This is a genomic window from Paenibacillus sp. FSL K6-1318 (assembly GCF_037976905.1).
Lineage (GTDB): Bacteria > Bacillota > Bacilli > Paenibacillales > Paenibacillaceae > Paenibacillus > Paenibacillus amylolyticus_A.
In genome coordinates, this window is sequence record NZ_CP150270.1 from 6582679 (window position 1) to 6599714 (window position 17036).

12 protein-coding genes are annotated in these 17036 nt (G+C 47.6%); 7 read left to right on the forward strand and 5 right to left on the reverse strand.

All coding sequences use genetic code 11. The annotated features are described in order from the left end of the window. Positions 1–21: 21 nt before the first annotated feature. On the reverse strand, positions 22–912 hold the full coding sequence (locus tag NYE45_RS29495; RefSeq protein WP_340017453.1) for a diacylglycerol kinase family protein: 891 nt from the start codon (positions 910–912) through the stop codon (positions 22–24). A gap of 363 nt (positions 913–1275) precedes the next feature. Here NYE45_RS29495 and NYE45_RS29500 point away from each other — a divergent pair, with 363 nt between their 5' ends. The 3 genes from NYE45_RS29500 to NYE45_RS29510 all read left to right on the forward strand — a co-directional run bounded on the left by NYE45_RS29500 (position 1276) and on the right by NYE45_RS29510 (position 5888). Next, positions 1276–2784 carry a leucine-rich repeat domain-containing protein gene (locus NYE45_RS29500; RefSeq protein WP_340015018.1) on the forward strand — a complete coding sequence of 503 codons (1509 nt, stop codon included), beginning with the start codon at positions 1276–1278 and terminating at the stop codon, positions 2782–2784. A gap of 273 nt (positions 2785–3057) precedes the next feature. Then, a complete protein-coding gene (locus NYE45_RS29505; RefSeq protein WP_340015019.1) occupies positions 3058–4398 on the forward strand; it encodes a glycoside hydrolase family 30 protein in 1341 nt (446 codons plus the stop codon). A 311-nt stretch (positions 4399–4709) separates the two neighbouring features. Next, positions 4710–5888 (forward strand): MFS transporter, encoded by a 1179-nt coding sequence (locus NYE45_RS29510; RefSeq protein WP_340015020.1) that lies wholly within the window; start codon positions 4710–4712, stop codon positions 5886–5888. A gap of 123 nt (positions 5889–6011) precedes the next feature. On the opposite strand, the gene NYE45_RS29515 is transcribed toward NYE45_RS29510, so the two are convergent. Beyond that, positions 6012–6974 carry an endo-1,4-beta-xylanase gene (locus NYE45_RS29515; RefSeq protein WP_340015021.1) on the reverse strand — a complete coding sequence of 321 codons (963 nt, stop codon included), beginning with the start codon at positions 6972–6974 and terminating at the stop codon, positions 6012–6014. A gap of 252 nt (positions 6975–7226) precedes the next feature. Here NYE45_RS29515 and NYE45_RS29520 point away from each other — a divergent pair, with 252 nt between their 5' ends. Continuing rightward, positions 7227–9491, forward strand: coding sequence for a 5'-nucleotidase C-terminal domain-containing protein (locus tag NYE45_RS29520; RefSeq protein ID WP_340015022.1), 2265 nt, complete (start codon positions 7227–7229; stop codon positions 9489–9491). A 142-nt stretch (positions 9492–9633) separates the two neighbouring features. Here the strand turns inward: NYE45_RS29520 and NYE45_RS29525 are convergent, their stop codons facing one another. Both NYE45_RS29525 and NYE45_RS29530 read right to left on the reverse strand, forming a co-directional pair. Further along, positions 9634–9960 (reverse strand): hypothetical protein, encoded by a 327-nt coding sequence (locus NYE45_RS29525; RefSeq protein WP_340015023.1) that lies wholly within the window; start codon positions 9958–9960, stop codon positions 9634–9636. Further along, positions 9961–10893: a macrolide 2'-phosphotransferase gene (locus tag NYE45_RS29530; RefSeq protein ID WP_340015024.1), complete on the reverse strand. Its 933-nt coding sequence runs from the start codon at positions 10891–10893 to the stop codon at positions 9961–9963. It abuts the gene before it with no gap. A 429-nt stretch (positions 10894–11322) separates the two neighbouring features. On the opposite strand from NYE45_RS29530, the gene NYE45_RS29535 reads away from it, so the two are divergent. Both NYE45_RS29535 and NYE45_RS29540 read left to right on the forward strand, forming a co-directional pair. Next, complete coding sequence (locus NYE45_RS29535; protein ID WP_340015025.1) at positions 11323–11679, forward strand: hypothetical protein; 357 nt, start codon at positions 11323–11325, stop codon at positions 11677–11679. 216 nt (positions 11680–11895) lie between these two features. Further along, a complete protein-coding gene (locus NYE45_RS29540; protein ID WP_340015026.1) occupies positions 11896–13341 on the forward strand; it encodes a DEAD/DEAH box helicase in 1446 nt (481 codons plus the stop codon). A 78-nt stretch (positions 13342–13419) separates the two neighbouring features. On the opposite strand, the gene NYE45_RS29545 is transcribed toward NYE45_RS29540, so the two are convergent. Then, a complete protein-coding gene (locus NYE45_RS29545; protein WP_340015027.1) occupies positions 13420–14832 on the reverse strand; it encodes a DKNYY domain-containing protein in 1413 nt (470 codons plus the stop codon). A 297-nt stretch (positions 14833–15129) separates the two neighbouring features. Here NYE45_RS29545 and NYE45_RS29550 point away from each other — a divergent pair, with 297 nt between their 5' ends. Continuing rightward, positions 15130–16998 carry an AbfB domain-containing protein gene (locus NYE45_RS29550; protein ID WP_340015028.1) on the forward strand — a complete coding sequence of 623 codons (1869 nt, stop codon included), beginning with the start codon at positions 15130–15132 and terminating at the stop codon, positions 16996–16998. Positions 16999–17036: the final 38 nt, after the last annotated feature.

Genomic DNA, 17036 nt, shown 5'->3' on the forward strand with positions numbered 1-17036 from the left:
CTATCATTACACAGGAGTGAGTTATACGATTTCCGGTACGATAACCTCAATATGCCTTGGCAGGACAGTGATGTGAATCGGCAGGGCAGGGCCCTCTTCACCATCTACATTGGTGCGTATGGCTTCAGATGAGCGAACATGAACTTCTTTTGCCGTAAAATAGTCCACATCTTTATGGTCTTTCAGACTGCCAAATAACAGGGAAGTGCCCAAGGTCAGGCTGTTGAACACACTGATGTTACGAACAACAAAACAATGAATCAGACCATCGTCCACCGCAGCATCCGGTGACAACTTCTCGAATCCTCCGACCGAATTCGTCAGTGCCGCCAGAAAAAGAGGAGATTCTCCCTCCCAAATCTGGCCGTCATATTCAATGGTCAGTTGATTAGCTGGTGTATTCACCAGGTCTTTCAAGCCCTCTTTCAGATATGCGAATGATCCGAGCTTCGACTTCTCTTCCGAGGATACGGAGAACAGGGCTTCTGCCAAAGACCCTGCAGCCACAACGTTGGCAAACAGACGATCATTGATTTTCCCCAGGTCCACAATATGAGTCTGATCCGAACGTAGCTGCCTAATGGCCTCTTCCGGGTCAAGCGAGATATTCAGCGCACGTGCAAAATCATTCACCGTACCCAGCGGTACGACGCCCAGTCGGGGACGATGGTCCTGATCCATCATGCCGTTAATCGTCTCATGCAGCGTACCATCGCCTCCGATGGAAATGACCAGATCACAGCCGTCCTTGCAGGCGTTCAGGCAGTAGTTGGTCGCATCACCTTCTCCGGCTGTCTCGTTAACAACCACCTTATACTGCTGTGACTCCAGAATTTCTCTGACTTGGGACACATACTGCTCGGCCTCTTCCTTACCTGACGATGGATTGCTAATGATCATGGCTTGGCGCATACTCACATCTTCCCCTCCAAATTGGCATCTTTACTTCATCTATACCCGTTTCAAGGGTGGGTTGAATAGGGTCTGCGAGAGATGTGCAATTTTTTTTGATAAAGATGTCTCCGAAGAGTGCAGAGCAGGGTTTGTTTCATATAGAATAGAAGTAGAAGAAATACCTATTACGAAATCTCTTGTTCCTTTTTCCCGTTGACGGGTTAATAACTATAGATGTGCTTTTAGCGGAACCTGCATATGTTAAACTGTTCAATTTACACTGAACACTCCGGGGGCAGAACAACCTTACGATTACTACTGTTCGGAGTATTTTATATTTTTATATCAACGGAATCGGAGGGAATGCATGCAATGAGAAGAATGACTCTACTATTTCTAGTATTCATCCTGAGTCTCGGGGCATCGGGGCAAGCCATGGCTTACACGACTACGGACTTGGGCGAGGGAATCATTGAAGATCCCCTACTTGAAGACGGACTGAAGCTAATTCTGAACAAACCTCTGGATGTTCCACTGACTTCATCTGATCTGGAGCAGCTTGAAGTGGTAGATCTGAGCAATGCAGGTATTCAAAGCCTGTCGGGTCTGGAATATGCAACCAACCTGACTCACCTCCGATTATACGGAAATGAAATTGAGGATCTCACACCCCTGGAGCACCTGACCCAGCTTCGCGAGATCGATGTTCGCAACAATTATATTACATCCATACACGCACTTGCTGAATTGAAAGACTTGGGACGGCTGTATATCAGCAACAATTCCATTTCTTCCATAGAGGTTGTACGTGGGTTCACCCGATTACATACCTTCCACGCGAGTGGCAACCAGATTTCCAGTCTTGCGGCCCTCACGGATGCAGATGCACTGAAGTGGCTTGAGATCTCAAACAATACAATTAACGATCTTACACCGCTCATGAGTAAAAAGCGGCTCCAACAACTCAATGTGGCGAATAACCAGATTCAGACGCTGGATGTACTGGCTGAACTGCCAAATACACTGCGGAATCTGAATGTGGCAGGCAACCAAATCACGGATCTAACACCACTGGAGCACATGACACGGCTGCGGACACTTGATATCTCTGGTAACCAAGTACAGCACCTCAAGGGGCTTGAGGGACTGACTGGGCTAACGGAGCTGAATGCAGAATCCAATCAGATCTACGATCTGGAACCTTTACGTGAGCATTCCAATCTGGACGTATTGAAATTATCCAACAACCGGATATGGGATTTGACACCGATTGAGGGTTTTACGTTTACCCGCGATCAGTCAGCGACGAATGCTATACAGGATATCTCGGCGTCCACCTCGTTATCATCCGGTATTCAGACGTCTATCTCCGAAGTTGAGCCTGCTGGACTCACGGTGCAGAACAACTATCTGGATGTCGCGAGCGGCAGTCATACGATGCAGCTTCTGAACCGGATGAATGTGCGGGAGCAGAAACGAACGCCGCAGGGCAGCTTTCAGCGTCTAATCGAAGGGTCCACCACCGCCTATGTTGGGGATCGTGCTTACACACTGGATGCTGCACCTTTTATCGATGAAGGCCGGACCTATGTGCCTCTGCGCTTTGTCTCGGAGCAGTTGAACGCCAGTGTGAACTGGAACAGCGGTACGCGCGAAGCTGTGATCACACAGAATGACAAGACCATCCGCTGGAGCGTGGGCAACAAGCAAGTCGTCGTGAATGATGCGCTTGCGATCAATGATGCTCCTCTTTTGATGAAAAATGGCAAAGCATTTGTTCCGGTTCGCTTTATTTCGGAGCAATTCAATACCTCTGTTGGTTACATTGGAAGCAGCAAAACGATTCTGATTTTTGAAAATAAACAGCTTGGCGAGAGTGTACAGCCTTAAGAAAAATACAGCGAAAGTCCCCGTCTGAACAATCAGCGGGGATTTTTGTTGAGCCATAATAGTTGTGCTGCGACATTGGATAATGGTATATGGATAGCGTTAATTACAAGTTAATTCGGTATAATATCTGTCTGTATGGATATAAACTCTTGATACTCCATCTTGGATTAGGGTAAATTTCACACGGTTTAGCACATCTTCTTTTGCAGTGGGAGTTGTTATACTGAACGTAATATATATGACAACTGAGGTTCTCGCGAGGAGGAGATTCGCATGACATTCACGCTCACTGGTTATTCCACAACCCAAGACAACCCGTGGAGAGAGCTATCTTTTGTACCAACAAATGAAAACGCTAACTTAAAACTCACAGGCGAGCAGCACCAGCTGGTGGAAGGGTTTGGTGGCTGTTTCAACGAGCTTGGTTATATGGCTCTATCTCACTTAAATGAAGAGCAGCGCCGCGAGGTATTCCATTCTCTCTTCCATCCGGAGGGTGAGCACAAGTTTAACATCTGTCGCTTGCCCATCGGCGCAAGTGATTACGCGGAGCAGTGGTATAGCCACAACGAGGTGGACGGCGACGTGGCCATGGAACATTTTTCTATTGAACGTGATTTCAAATATCTGATTCCTTACATTAAGGAAGCTCTGACTTATAACCCGAACCTGCAGTTCTTCGCCTCCCCATGGAGTCCGCCAACGTGGATGAAGTCACCCAAAGCCTATAACTATGGCACGCTTCGTTGGGAGAAAGATATTCTGGAGGCCTACGCCCTGTACTTCGTAAAATTTGTACAGGCTTACCGTGAAGCAGGCATTACCATCCATCAGGTGCATGTGCAGAACGAAGTGATTGCAGATCAGAAATTCCCTTCTTGCATGTGGACAGGCGAGCAGCTTCGTGAGTTCATCGCCGATTATCTGGGCCCGGCTTTTGACAAACACGGTCTGGATACGGAAATCTGGCTGGGAACGATCAACGCCCCTGATCCATGGGAAGAATTGATCAAGAAAAAAACAAACGACTTCGACGAGTACGCCGGACTTGTCCTGAGTGATCCAAAGGCCTATTCCTATATCAAAGGTGTTGGGTATCAATGGGCCGGTAAAAACGCCATTCAACGTACCTCGGCAAGTTATCCGGAGCTTCGTTATATGCAGACCGAGAATGAATGCGGCGATGGCAACAACTCATGGAACTACGCCAAATATGTATATAACCTCTATCAGCATTACTTCAGCAACGGAGTGAACGCGTACATCTACTGGAACATGGTTCTGGAACCCAAAGGCCGCAGCACATGGGGCTGGGAACAGAACTCCATGATTACGATAGATCCGGACACGACGAAGGTTACTCGGAACCCCGAGTATTATGTGATGAAGCACTTCTCACATCATATTGTTCCTGGTGCTCGAAGAGTCGGCCTGTCAGGCGCGTGGAGCGGGAAATCCGTCGCTTTCCGCAACCCGGATAACAGTCTCGTGATTGTCATCAACAATCCATTCCAGAACCGTCGTGACCTGTATCTAACCCTTGAAGAAGGACAGACCCTTCACATTGAGCTGGAAGCCGATTCGTTCAACAGCATGGTTATTCAACCGAAATAACAACTTAACACATCGTTAAAAAGCGTCGATATCACAAGCGTCAGGCTCAGGAATTCCTTGGGCCGGCGCTATTTTTCATGAGCCAGATCATGCTTATTTGTCACCATTAGTACTCCTGTAGAACACAAGCCGAAGACGACTTAAAGATAAGATGATTCACCTTTTATATTTACAAATCTATAAATCTAGATATAATGTAATCCTGAGAACTTACTCTCAAGTCCATCACATTATAGGAGGCAAGGCAGGCTCATTTCAGAATACTATATCTACTTTTCTGTATATTTAAATTCATTGGAGGTACGCTTTACATGAAATCACAACAGGTTAACCCGCTCCTTATCCTGATTCTGGCACTAGGTGTATTCGGAATCATTACAACAGAAATGGGAATTGTGGGGGTATTGCCTCAAGTTGCGCATAAATTCAACATTACGGCTGCACAGGCGGGATGGCTGGTCAGTATATTTGCGCTGGTCGTAGCCGTTGCGGGCCCTTTTCTCACCTTGCTGGCGTCCGGGATGAATCGCAAAATCATCCTGTTAACCGCTGTGCTGATGTTTGCCATCTCGAACGTCGTCTATGCCTACGCCACAACATTTGATACGATGCTGATCTTCCGTATCATTCCCGCGCTATTCCATCCCGTCTTCTTTTCCGTAGCCCTGGTTACCAGTGCCCAGCTCGTTCCAGCAGAGAAAAGCAGTCAGGCCGTCGCTAAAGTATTCACCGGAGTTACCGCGGGCTTTGCCTTTGGCGTGCCGCTGACATCGTACCTTGCGGAACGCCTATCTCTCGAAATCGCCTTCCTGTTTGGAGCGATGGTCAGTGTGCTCGCTTTGATCGGCATATGGATCTGGTTACCCTCCATGCCCGTGAAGGAAAAGATGTCCTATGGCAAGCAGCTCGGTATTCTGCGCAAACCTGGATTATGGCTGAATGTTGCTGCAGTCATTTTTATATTCGCCGCCATGTTCTCCGTGTACAGTTATTTCGCCGAGTATCTTGGACAGGTCACTCAAATGAGCGGATCATGGATCAGTGTCATGCTTACGGTCTTCGGTGTCGTCATGATTATCGGAAATTTGGGGTTTGGACAGTTTCTGCGTAAGAGCGTGGTCCGTACTGTTCTTATGTTCCCCCTGCTCTATATAGCAGCTTATGCACTCGTCTATTGGGCCGGTCCACACTTCATGTGGATGGTTATTGTAGTCATCATCTGGGCATCCGTGCATTCAGGAGGATTAATTGTAAGCCAAACCTGGTTAACCGCTGAAGCGCAGGACGCGCCTGAATTCGGCAACAGCTTGTATGTATCCTTTTCCAACCTCGGTATTACCTTGGGTACTGCCATCGGCGGATGGTTTATCGCAAACCTGGGAATACATCAATTGATCTGGAGCGGAATGATATTTGCGCTGATCGCTTTGGTCTTGATATGGATTAAAATCAAATGCTTCCCTGCACTAGAAATTGCCGAACACAGTTAAAACAAGCATCCGCACATAAATAGCGCCTTGTCCCAAACTCATGAATAGGAACATGGCGCTATTTGGTATCATATAATATTCATCCAGTTTACAAAGGATGCTCAGACTCATCAATACCCGAGCTTAAGGATTGTTCGCCAGGTAATTTCTCAGCCATTGCATAGCTGGACGCTCTGTGCCGTTGCTATTGACCAGATGGGAGCCGCTCACCCAGGTTTGGTTCTGGTTGTAACCCCACAGCGTTACACCTTTAACAGCTGAATGTTTCCACAGTACAGGAAATTTCTGCTGATAACGCTGCAACTGTGTATTATCGTCACCTGTCATGTCCAGCTCGGATACATAGATCGGCAACCCTGTTGCCGCAAGCTTGTTCAGTACCGTGTTCATTGTGCTCACCGAGACATTGTCCATATTGAAGTAATGCGCTTGGATACCAATACCATCAACCAGTCCTCTGTTTTTCAAAAGGTTAATGATCTGGATATATTGGTCCGCTTTAGCCGGATCACCGATAATGCCATATTCATTGATCAGCAATTTGGCGTTCGGGAAGGCTTGTCTCGCTTGTTCGAATGACCAGATCACCCAATCCCAGCCTGTAGCTCCATCCCCACCGATCGCGTTACGATAAGAAGGCTTGGCATGCAGCGGTTCATTGACGACATCCACAAATGCTGCCTTCGAATACCGCTGTCCTGCGGCTTTAATCCATTGTGTCACTTCAGCCTTCTGGTCTGCAGCTGAGAGACCGTTAATCCATGTTGGCTGCTGATTTCCCCATACGAGCGTATGGAATTTAAACGGAAATCCATTGTTGTTAGCATAATTGTACGCCATGTCGGCCTGCGACCAATTCATCACGTTGCGCGTGCCTTCCACAGCATCCCACTTGGTTGAATTCTCCGGGGTCACCTGATTCCAGTAAGGACTGAAATTAGAGGGTACACTACTTGCGATAATGTTCCCCAGGAATTTGCTACCTTTGGCTAAACCTGCACTTACACTACCAACCGCAACAGAAGCAGCGAGAATCCCTACCAATGCCAGTGAACCAACTGTCTTGAACCATTTGGACTTAATCAATGTATGTCCTCCTTCGTTTCGATTATTTTGTTAAGCGCTTACAATAATCACTTTACTGGATAATTATGGTTTTAAAAACCTGACAAATTATAGTATTTTATACCAATAATAGAATCCGACATTATGTTTTCATTAATTTTTCTACTCAAATCCAACATGATTGTTACATTGGAGTTTACATTCCCCAAATGTTTATCTAGTATGAAATGATACATATCTTTACATACACTAGATAACAAGGGAGATTACAACATGCGCAAAATTTCAACGAAACGTTTCGCCGGATGGCCTCTATCGTTCCTCTTATGTGCCTCCATTTTGTTCGCCCCTTTTGCTTCCACTCCGGTTCAGGCTGCTGAGGCAGACAAGGAAACCAAGATCACGTTGCTGGGTACATCGGATATTCATGGTCGATTCATGCCGTGGGACTATGCTCTGGACGGTCCAAACCCAACCGGAAGCATGACACAGCTATACACAATCGTGAAAAAAGTGCGTGCGGAGAATCCCAATACGATTCTGCTGGATGCAGGAGACATGATTCAGGATAACTCGGCTGAGTTGTTCAATGATCAACCTCAATCTCCCATGATGGTTGCAATGAACGAAATGAAATATGACGCATGGGTTATGGGTAACCATGAGTTTAACTTTGGACTGGACGTACTGGAGAAGATCTCTTCCCAATTCAATGGACAGCCTCTCGTGGGTAACATTTTCAAAGAAAACGGCGACCGCTACATGCCTGCCTATACGATAATTGAGAAAGACGGAATCAAAGTCGGTGTTATTGGAATGAACACACCTATGATTACCGAGTTTGAGAAAGGTACGGATCACCTGGACGGCATCATTGTTAAAGATCCTGTGGAAGAGACCAAGAAGGCCATTGTTGAGCTGAAGGGCAAAGTCGATGTTATGGTTGGACTCATGCATATGGGATTGGATAACGAGAACGGGAACCCAGGAACTGGGGTCACGGATATCGCCAATGCCAACCCGGAGCTGGCTGCCATTTTTGCCGGACACATGCATACCTTGATTGAATCCCAAACGGTTAACGGGGTATTGATCTCCGAACCGAATAAATATGGCTCACATATTTCACGAATCGATCTGACATTTGAAAAAGACGGCGACAAAGTCGTGCTGAAAAGCAAAGAAGCTCAAGCACTCGCTGTAAAAGCCGCTGACGGAACGTATGAAATCTCCGATCCTGCGCTGGAAGAGACATTGCACCCGTTCCACGAGTTCGCTCGTGCCGATGCCAACATCGAAGTGGCTGAACTGAAAGGAACAAACCTGGTGCCTGCGGATGAGATCAAGGGTATTCCTGCGGTTCAGATCCAAGAGACACCTTTGTCTGACTTTTTCACCGAAGTGATGCTTCATTACAGTGACGCCGACGTGGTCGCGCACCAGATTGATAACGACAAGGCCAAGCTGGATGTAGGCCCGATCAAGAAAAAGGATATTGCGTTCAACTACCAATACACCTTTGGTGAAGTGACCGTGTATGAAGTGACCGGACGCGATCTGATGGATTATATGGAGTGGTCTGCGGGGTACTTCAACTCCACACGCCCGGGTGATGTGACGATCAGTTTTGATCCGAAACGACGTGCTTCCAAATACAGCACCGATGATTTCTTCGGCGGCGTAACGTATGAAATTGACCTGACCAAACCATACGGCAGTCGGATTACGAATCTCAAGTACAGCAATGGATCAGTTGTCAAAGAAGACGATACACTGAAGCTCGGTATGAATGCGTACCGAATGGAAGCCCTGATTGCAAAAGGCGGCGCCATGGAAGGACGTAAGTTCAAGCAGCTCTGGTCCTCCAAGGACGCTTCGGCATTTGGCGAGACTCAAGGTACGATTCGTAACCTGTCCATCGCCTATCTGAAAGATGTCATGAAGGGTGTCTACGAACCGAAGATTCAGCACAACTGGAAAATCACCGGTGTAGACCTGGCTGCACCGGAGCGTGCAGATGTGGTGCAGTTAATTAACGATGGCATCATGTCTGTGCCGACAACAGAAGATGGCAAATACACCAACATTGCCTCCATTAACATTTTGGATGCCGTGACCCAGGAAGAGATTGATGCGCTATCTGCCAAAGCAGGTGTGAGTGCAGCACAATTCGCTGGCGTGAAAACCAAGGGAGCGTTCTATCAACAGCTGAACAAAGCTCGCAAAGCAGTAGGTAGTGGTGAGGAAGAAACTACACCCGAGAAGCCTACTACACCTACAGTACCAAAACCAACACCGACTCCAGGCACGTCGAAACCTGGTAAACCAGGAACTGTTACCAAAGGCAAACATGCCAAGGTTACAGCGTCTTACCTGAACGTACGCGCTGGCGCTTCATCCCAAGCCAAAGTTGTTGCTGCGGTACCAAAAGGCACCCTGCTTGAGGTGATCAGTACAGACAAGTATGGCTGGGTTAAAGTGAAGCTGGATGGACGTGTAGCATTCGTATACGGGAAATATGTGAGTATTCTGAAATAGGTAAAATCGTTACGCACCACGCTTAACGAAAAACAAAAAGGGCGATCCCCCATGGAACTCATGGAGGGGATCGCCCTTTGCTATGTTAACGAATGGTTATGCGTATTACCGTTCCTCTATTACTCTGTGGGAATGAAGTCATTTAGCCTTGAGGCAGGTTCTTGATTTTATCCATAAAAGCGTCCAGCTGAATGCCATTGGTTTGCTCCGTAAAATCACGCGATTCCTCCGATTCCCCCTCGTAGGCGGCAAGTACGTACTCACCATCGACAATATAGTATGTGCCGTAGCGGGTGAACGAATATCCTCCCAACTGTTCCCCGGCCGTCCCCTTTTTGACTACAGCAATAATCTTCATACCGGGTTTAAGTTCAGGCTCCATACCTGCGAAGTCAGCATTGTAAAAGAGAAACGTATCCTTTTCTACATCCTCACCTGTTACAACCTTATCCACCTTCAACTGGAGCACCTAATCCCGCCTTACATCCCAGTTTGCCAGCATGCCTCTCGCCATTTCCATCGTCGACTCTTCCCCTGTGGTTAGAGCAAATTTGGCAACCAGTGCCGGGTAAGCAGCCCATTGTTCCCGAATATGTTCAAACATCTGAGGCCATGTCCTTCCCCCTGCCTTCTCGTATCGCTTCAGCAGATCGCGTAGTCCATCATCTTGGAAAAGTCCATAAAGGATTACAAAATCCTTACCCGGATCAGCGATCTCCGATTCCGTCCAGTCGATGAGTCCGGTTACCCGCTGTGTATCATCGACAATGATATGCGGTGGGTGCAGATCCCCGTGATTAAACGTCGAGTGCTTCGGCCAATAGCTACCCACAGACAGCCACACCGTCCAGCGTTCCGCCAGTTGGTCCGGTACCGTAAAATTCTTTTTAATCTCCTCTATATTTGCCGCAAACTCTTTGCGAGCTTCCATAGGCGTCTTGATCCGAACTCCGCCCTTGGCCGCCTCCTCAGGATCAATGTTGTGCAATGCGGCAAGTGTAGCAGCCAGTGAATCCAGGAACTCGTCAGACAAGGTCTCCTGCGGGAAACGCCACGCATATCCTGCGCCAGCAGGATCTACCACTGCAATCGGGTCGCCATCCAATAGTGGATAAGCGATAAGTTCGGGCGTGCAGATTCGCCAGTCCGGTACCTGTGCCGGAACACTCCCCCGGACAACGTCCAGTACTCTACGCTCATTCTCGGCACGCCCCCATACGTCTTCACGCCGCGGCTGACGCAGAACCCACTTTTGTCCATTTATATCAGTGGCAAAGGCTACACGGAAGTCCATCCCGGACTCGTTGATTTCCATTGATTCCTTGCGGATTTGAAGCCCATTTTGTTCAGCCAGCAACCATATATCCTGTGTGAAATCCACTTGTTCATTTGACTTTGTCATATCCAAACCTCTCCTTTTCCTTGGAAAAATAAAAAACACAGACATTCATGCCTGTGCTTTCAATCTCGGAATAGGGTTATACCTATTTTTGCGCATCCCCATAGTGGTACATCAAAGAACCACTCTTATGCAAGAGTGTCCACTACAAATAACGGTATACGTGTAAACAGGCAAACTTCTCCCGATAATCTGCACACAGGCAGTGAAACAGCAAGCGCAAGCAAACGTTCCGCTACTATCTCAATCGAAAAAAATTTACCACACGTATCCCTCCGTTCAATAAGTTACCCATATGCTAACATATTCCAAATTCCAGTTCCAGACTGAATGGAATGATTTAGATTCTTTTTATTGATGTACAGGAACTTCGCCGCCTCAGGTAACGTCCATAGTTATAGATATTAAAAAGGATGAGAGGTGAGTAACCCGGTGTCCATTGTACGAAGAGTATCCTTATTACCAGTCATCATGCTCCTGTTAACCCTTGGATGCGCAGAGAAGTCCGTAGAACAAGGGAAAGAGAAGCCACATGTACGAGGAATTATTACGGATTTTGAGGAAGAAAGAGGTCAGGTACTCATCGACAATAAAGAAGATGGCGGTGTTGAATCAGGACCAATTTGGATTTCGCTCATCACGGATGCCGAACTCATCATTGAAGGAGAGAAGGCCACTGCCGCTTTGAATGAAACACTGGTTGGTCGAAGTGCAGACGTGTGGATCGGTGGATACATTGCTCAGTCCTCCCCTCCCCAAACCACGGCTGTGAAGATGGTCATTCATTAACTTAAAGCAAAATGAGCCGATACATTTCGTTTCACGTGGAACGCTTTGATACACATTCACGTTTCAGAATCCCCTCAAATCAGAAATCATGAAAACAATTTACACACTCGAAGCATTTACTCCGTTAGCCTGCCTGCATATAGAGTATAATGAAGAGGTATACGATAAATGTACGGTGCAATAATTGTACAAAAACTAACGCAAAAGAGGTAAACGATGAGCGAGCAACAATTTAAAGATTATGGACTTGGTGAAGAGATCGTAAAAGCACTGGACAGTCTGGGCTATGAGACACCAACCGAGGTTCAAACTAAAGTTATTCCGGTAGCACTGGAGAATCAGGATCTTGTGGTCAAATCACAGACAGGTAGCGGTAAAACAGCCGCCTACGGTATTCCGCTCTGTGAGCTGGTGGATTGGAATGAGAATAAGCCACAGGCTTTGATTCTTACACCAACCCGGGAACTGGCTTTGCAGGTTAACGAAGATATTACGAATATCGGCCGCTTTAAGCGTATTAAAGCAACCGCACTATACGGACAGTCCCCTTTTCATATCCAAAAAGCCGAGTTAAAACAAAGAACCCATGTGGCTGTTGGTACGCCAGGTCGGGTCCTGGATCATATCGAACGTGGCACGCTGCCACTGGAACGGATCGCCTATCTCGTTATTGACGAGGCGGATGAGATGCTGAATATGGGCTTTATCGAGACGGTACAGTCCATCATTCAGAAATTGCCTCAGGAGCGAGTAACGATGTTGTTCTCCGCTACGTTCCCTGAAGATGTAGCCAAGTTGTCACGCAAATACATGAACAAACCGGTGGAGATCGAGATCAAGGCAAGTGGATTGACAACAGCCACGATTGAACATGCTGTAATTAACGTACCCGAAGTGAACAAAACCGCTTTGCTTCAGGACTTGTTCATTGTGGAAAATCCAGATAGTTGCATCGTGTTCTGCCGTACACAGGAGAATGTGGACAAACTGTTCCGGGTCATGGCTGACCTGGACTACCCAGCAGATCGTATCCACGGTGGTATGGAGCAGGATGAGCGGATCGAAGTGATGAACGCATTCCGGCGGGGACAATTCCGTTATCTGATCGCGACGGATGTAGCCGCACGTGGTATTGATATCACGAATATTACCCATGTCATCAACTACGATATTCCTTTGGAAAAAGAGGGATATGTGCACCGTACAGGGCGTACGGGTCGCGCAGGCAAAACAGGTAAAGCCATTACGTTGATTACACCGAAAGATGGCAGACGTCTGGCTGAGATTGAATCCTATATCGGATTCCAAATCCCTGTCGTGAAAGCACCTTCCGAAGATGCTGTAGATCGCCGCAGAGAAGATTTTGAGAAACGATTGAAGATTGTGCCTGAACGCAAAAAGGACAAGCGGGAACAGCTGAACCAACAGATCATGAAGCTGAACTTCAACGGAGGTAAGAAGAAAAAACTTCGTGCCGTGGACTTTGTGGGTACCATCGCCAAGCTCGAAGGCGTTTCTGCAGATGACATTGGGATCATTACGATTCAGGACAATGTGACGGATGTAGAGATCCTGAACGGCAAAGGCCCACTCGTACTGGAGCTTATGCAGAATACAACGATCAAAAAGATGCAGCTCAAGGTTCGCAAAGGTCATAAATAGTGTAATGAACACAGTCAAATAAATAGGAATTCAAACAGGGATAGTGGACTCTTTTCTAAGTCTGCCATCCCTTTTTGATTACCTCTTCTTTTTCCGCACGGTACCGCCTTCCACCGTATACCGGAATAGCTCATCTTCCGCGCTCCCCATATCATCCGTAACCTGAAACGTCGCTGCATCTCCCGACTTGTATACACTCCCCGTCACAAAGCTGAACACCACATGCTCATCTTTGCCCCAATATGGATTCAGCATGACAAATGTACTGCCGTTAACACCCTTTACTGTGCGTTTGCCATTGGCATTATATAGACCATTCTGATCCATGGCCCAGCTCTGGGGATCGGCATCGAATAGATGTGTAAAACTGGCTCGATCGATATGTTTATTCGGTTTACCCCATAGATACACACGATTGGCATCCACTGCCCAACTCCCGGAAGGTGTTATTAACTCAAACGTTGCTGCGTCTGCCCCCTTAATGATCTGAAGCACATCGTCTGGATGACCAAAAGGCTGACTTGTCCGAACAACCTCGGCACGATACACATGTTGCTGATCCTTGGAAAGTCCCAGATGTTCCGTCCCGGCAAACACTTCAAATTGCCGAGCATCTGCCTCGTCGACACGGTATCCGTTGTAATACACATGATTGCCATCACGACCGAAAGGTCCACCTAGCGGCTGGAACGTATCCGGGTCTGCCCCTTTTATAGTACGCCACTGAAAATAAACCCGTTCCTGGTCCCGTGCAAACTGCTCATCCAGTGGTTCAAAGGTATATCTGTCGGCTCCACGGACAAGGTTGAATACCGCTTTTGCCTCCCGACGATACGTACCGCCCCATTCTGTTCTATAAAAAATAGACGACGCGGTCTCAACCCAATTGCCTCTGAGCTGCGTAGCGCCCTCTGCACTGTAGGCATAATGCGCATGCCACCAGCCAGGTACGTCGGGATGATGTTCTTGCAGCCATGCCCCCACCTCATCCTTTTCCCCATTCGCATAACGAAGAGAACTGGACAGATGGAACAAATGGTCCTTGTCGGTGCAATAGTCGTGATGAGCAATCACAGCATTCGTGTCGATATCCTCAAATAGATGAAAATGCGTGCTACTCTTCACATATAAGTAACGTTTGTCCTGAGCGAAGTAGGGGGTATCCGGCAACAGCCGAAAGCTGTTCGGATCAGAGTTAGGCACGGCCTGATCTTCCAGATAAACGTATTGAGAGTCGCAGCAGTAATCTTCATCGATCACACGGAAAGCTTCCGTATCCCGACTGAACAAACTCGCCTTGTTCTTGCGAGCATTGAACCACCATATCCCCTGATGATCACGCAGATAGGCGAAGGTCAGCCATCCCTTTGTATACGTAGAGATGACTTCAAAATCCTGAGCGGTAATGCCCCCCTTAATCGGAGTGGTCGCTCCATCTTCTTCATTTTGCAATATCACCTGAAGGTCTTCATCTACAATAAACTTGTCCATGACGGTTCACCCTCCAACCCTGTTGTGAAATCAGCCTCTCCTTATTTTAGCGCGTGTATCTGATTCTCTCCACATCATCGCACATGATATTTAAGCATAACTCCCTCGCTCTCACCGCTCACCCCTGTTGAAATGCCGGTTTGTTCAGCAATGGATGGATTGTTCACTTGAAAAAGTGTATGGCCCAACTAAAATATAAATGAAAGAATCAATTTCATAATACCTTTATTTTAGTGAGTTATGAAATCGATTTGAAAGCGCTATAATCAAGTGGATATCTCTCGGGAGGTGTATGTAATGGGTAACAGGAAAGCGGTTTGGTTTCTGGTCTTCGCACTCACGTTCACCCTGTTTGGACTTCATCCTGAACGGACAAGCGCAGCAAGTGTCACGATAACCAACGGTACCGATTGGCTCGATACCGCAGGCAACCCCATCCATGCGAACAGCGGCAACATTCTGCAGGTAGGCTCGACGTATTATCTGTACGGTGAACATGCGGTGGGTGGCAGGTTCGACAGCGTGAACGTCTACACCTCCACCGATCTGAAGAACTGGACTTTCAGCAATGCCATTCTGACGAAAGATTCCGCAACCGAGCTGGCATCCAGCAAGATCGAACGCCCCAAAGTCATCTATAACGCCTCCACCAACCAGTATGTACTCTGGGCACACTATGAGAACGGTACGGACTACAACCTCGGGCGTGTAGCGGTCGCAACAAGCAATACCCCGAATGGCAAATTCACCTATGAGGGCAGCTTCCGCCCACTGAATTATGAATCCCGTGACATGACCGTCTTTGTCGATACAGATGGCACAGGTTATCTCGTTACTGCTTCACGCAAAAATGGCGGTGCCAATGATACAATGGCTATTTTCAAAATGAATGCAAGTTACACCGGAATACAATCCTTCGAGGGCTGGTTGTTCGAGAACGCCTACCGTGAAGCACCTGCTGTTGTGAAAAAAGGCAACCGTTACTACCTCTTCACCTCCCAAGCCGCTGGCTGGTATCCGAATCAGGGCGCTTATGCTACAGCAACTTCCATGACGGGTCCATGGACTGCGCTTACGCCATATGGCAATCCATCTGCCTTCGGTTCGCAGATTCATGATATTGCCACGATTACAGGCAGCAACACCACCTCCTACATCTACATGGCGGATCGCTGGAATCCCATGAGTATCGGAGAGCACAAACATATCTGGCTGCCACTAACCTTAAATGATTCGAACGGAACAGCATCACTGGAGTGGTATACAACGTGGAATATCGATGCAGCAACAGGTACAGTAACACCACCTGCGCTCGTCAATCATGCCCAAGGCAAAACAGCTACCGCCAGCTCTACATCCTCCGGCTCGTCCGCATCCAATGTCAATGATGGCAACTACCAGACTTCATGGGTGGCTTCCTCCAATAGCTGGCCTGCCTGGTGGCAAGTAGACTTCGGTTCACCGAAGACGATCACCGAGATCGACACGTCCTGGTTTATGTATAAAGGTTCCGAAGGATACTACAAATACAAAATTGAAATTAGCAACGATGGTGTCAATTACTCCACTTTGGATCGCACCAACAATCTGACCTACGGTTTTACCACGGATGCTGTGCATTTCACAGCCCGTTATGTGCGGATTAATATGGTAAACGCGGTCTTGTGGAATAATCCGGGGAACTGGTACACCCCAACTCTGCACGAGGTCAAAATGTTGGGTCCTGCAACACCGGAAGCCACAGGTTACAGCCGGTTCAGTTCGCACAACTATCCGGATCGATACATCCGTCATGCCAATTACACGGCTCGCGTGGATGCCAACGTCTCCCCTGTTCTGGATTCACAGTTCCGCGTCGTACCGGGTCTTGCCAGCTCCACAGGAATTTCACTGGAGTCTATTAACTTCCCGGGCTACTTCTTGAAGCGCAACACCAGTAATAAAATTGTACTTGAAGCTTATGCCGACACCTCCGCCTATAAGGGAGATGCTACGTTCCTAAGCAGTCCTGGTTGGGCTGACAGCACCAAAGTATCCCTTCAATCGTACAGTCAGCCCGGATATTACATCCGGCATTATGACTACGTGTTACAGCTCGATGCCATCAACGCATCCAGCAGCTCGACTGTGAAGAGTGATGCCACGTTTGAGCGAACCAATTTCTAAGCAAAATAATTGGAGATGAGGATTAGCCACCTACATCT

What these genes read in the sequence shown, in the direction of transcription:
- NYE45_RS29545 (WP_340015027.1), bottom strand. Translation starts at nt 14,832, where the DNA reads ATGGACAAGTTTATTGTAGATGAAGACCTTCAGGTGATATTGCAAAAT.
- NYE45_RS29500 (WP_340015018.1), top strand. Translation starts at nt 1,276, where the DNA reads ATGACTCTACTATTTCTAGTATTCATCCTGAGTCTCGGGGCATCGGGG.
- NYE45_RS29495 (WP_340017453.1), bottom strand. Translation starts at nt 912, where the DNA reads ATGCGCCAAGCCATGATCATTAGCAATCCATCGTCAGGTAAGGAAGAG.
- NYE45_RS29510 (WP_340015020.1), top strand. Translation starts at nt 4,710, where the DNA reads ATGAAATCACAACAGGTTAACCCGCTCCTTATCCTGATTCTGGCACTA.
- NYE45_RS29520 (WP_340015022.1), top strand. Translation starts at nt 7,227, where the DNA reads ATGCGCAAAATTTCAACGAAACGTTTCGCCGGATGGCCTCTATCGTTC.
- NYE45_RS29550 (WP_340015028.1), top strand. Translation starts at nt 15,130, where the DNA reads ATGGGTAACAGGAAAGCGGTTTGGTTTCTGGTCTTCGCACTCACGTTC.
- NYE45_RS29540 (WP_340015026.1), top strand. Translation starts at nt 11,896, where the DNA reads ATGAGCGAGCAACAATTTAAAGATTATGGACTTGGTGAAGAGATCGTA.
- NYE45_RS29530 (WP_340015024.1), bottom strand. Translation starts at nt 10,893, where the DNA reads ATGACAAAGTCAAATGAACAAGTGGATTTCACACAGGATATATGGTTG.
- NYE45_RS29505 (WP_340015019.1), top strand. Translation starts at nt 3,058, where the DNA reads ATGACATTCACGCTCACTGGTTATTCCACAACCCAAGACAACCCGTGG.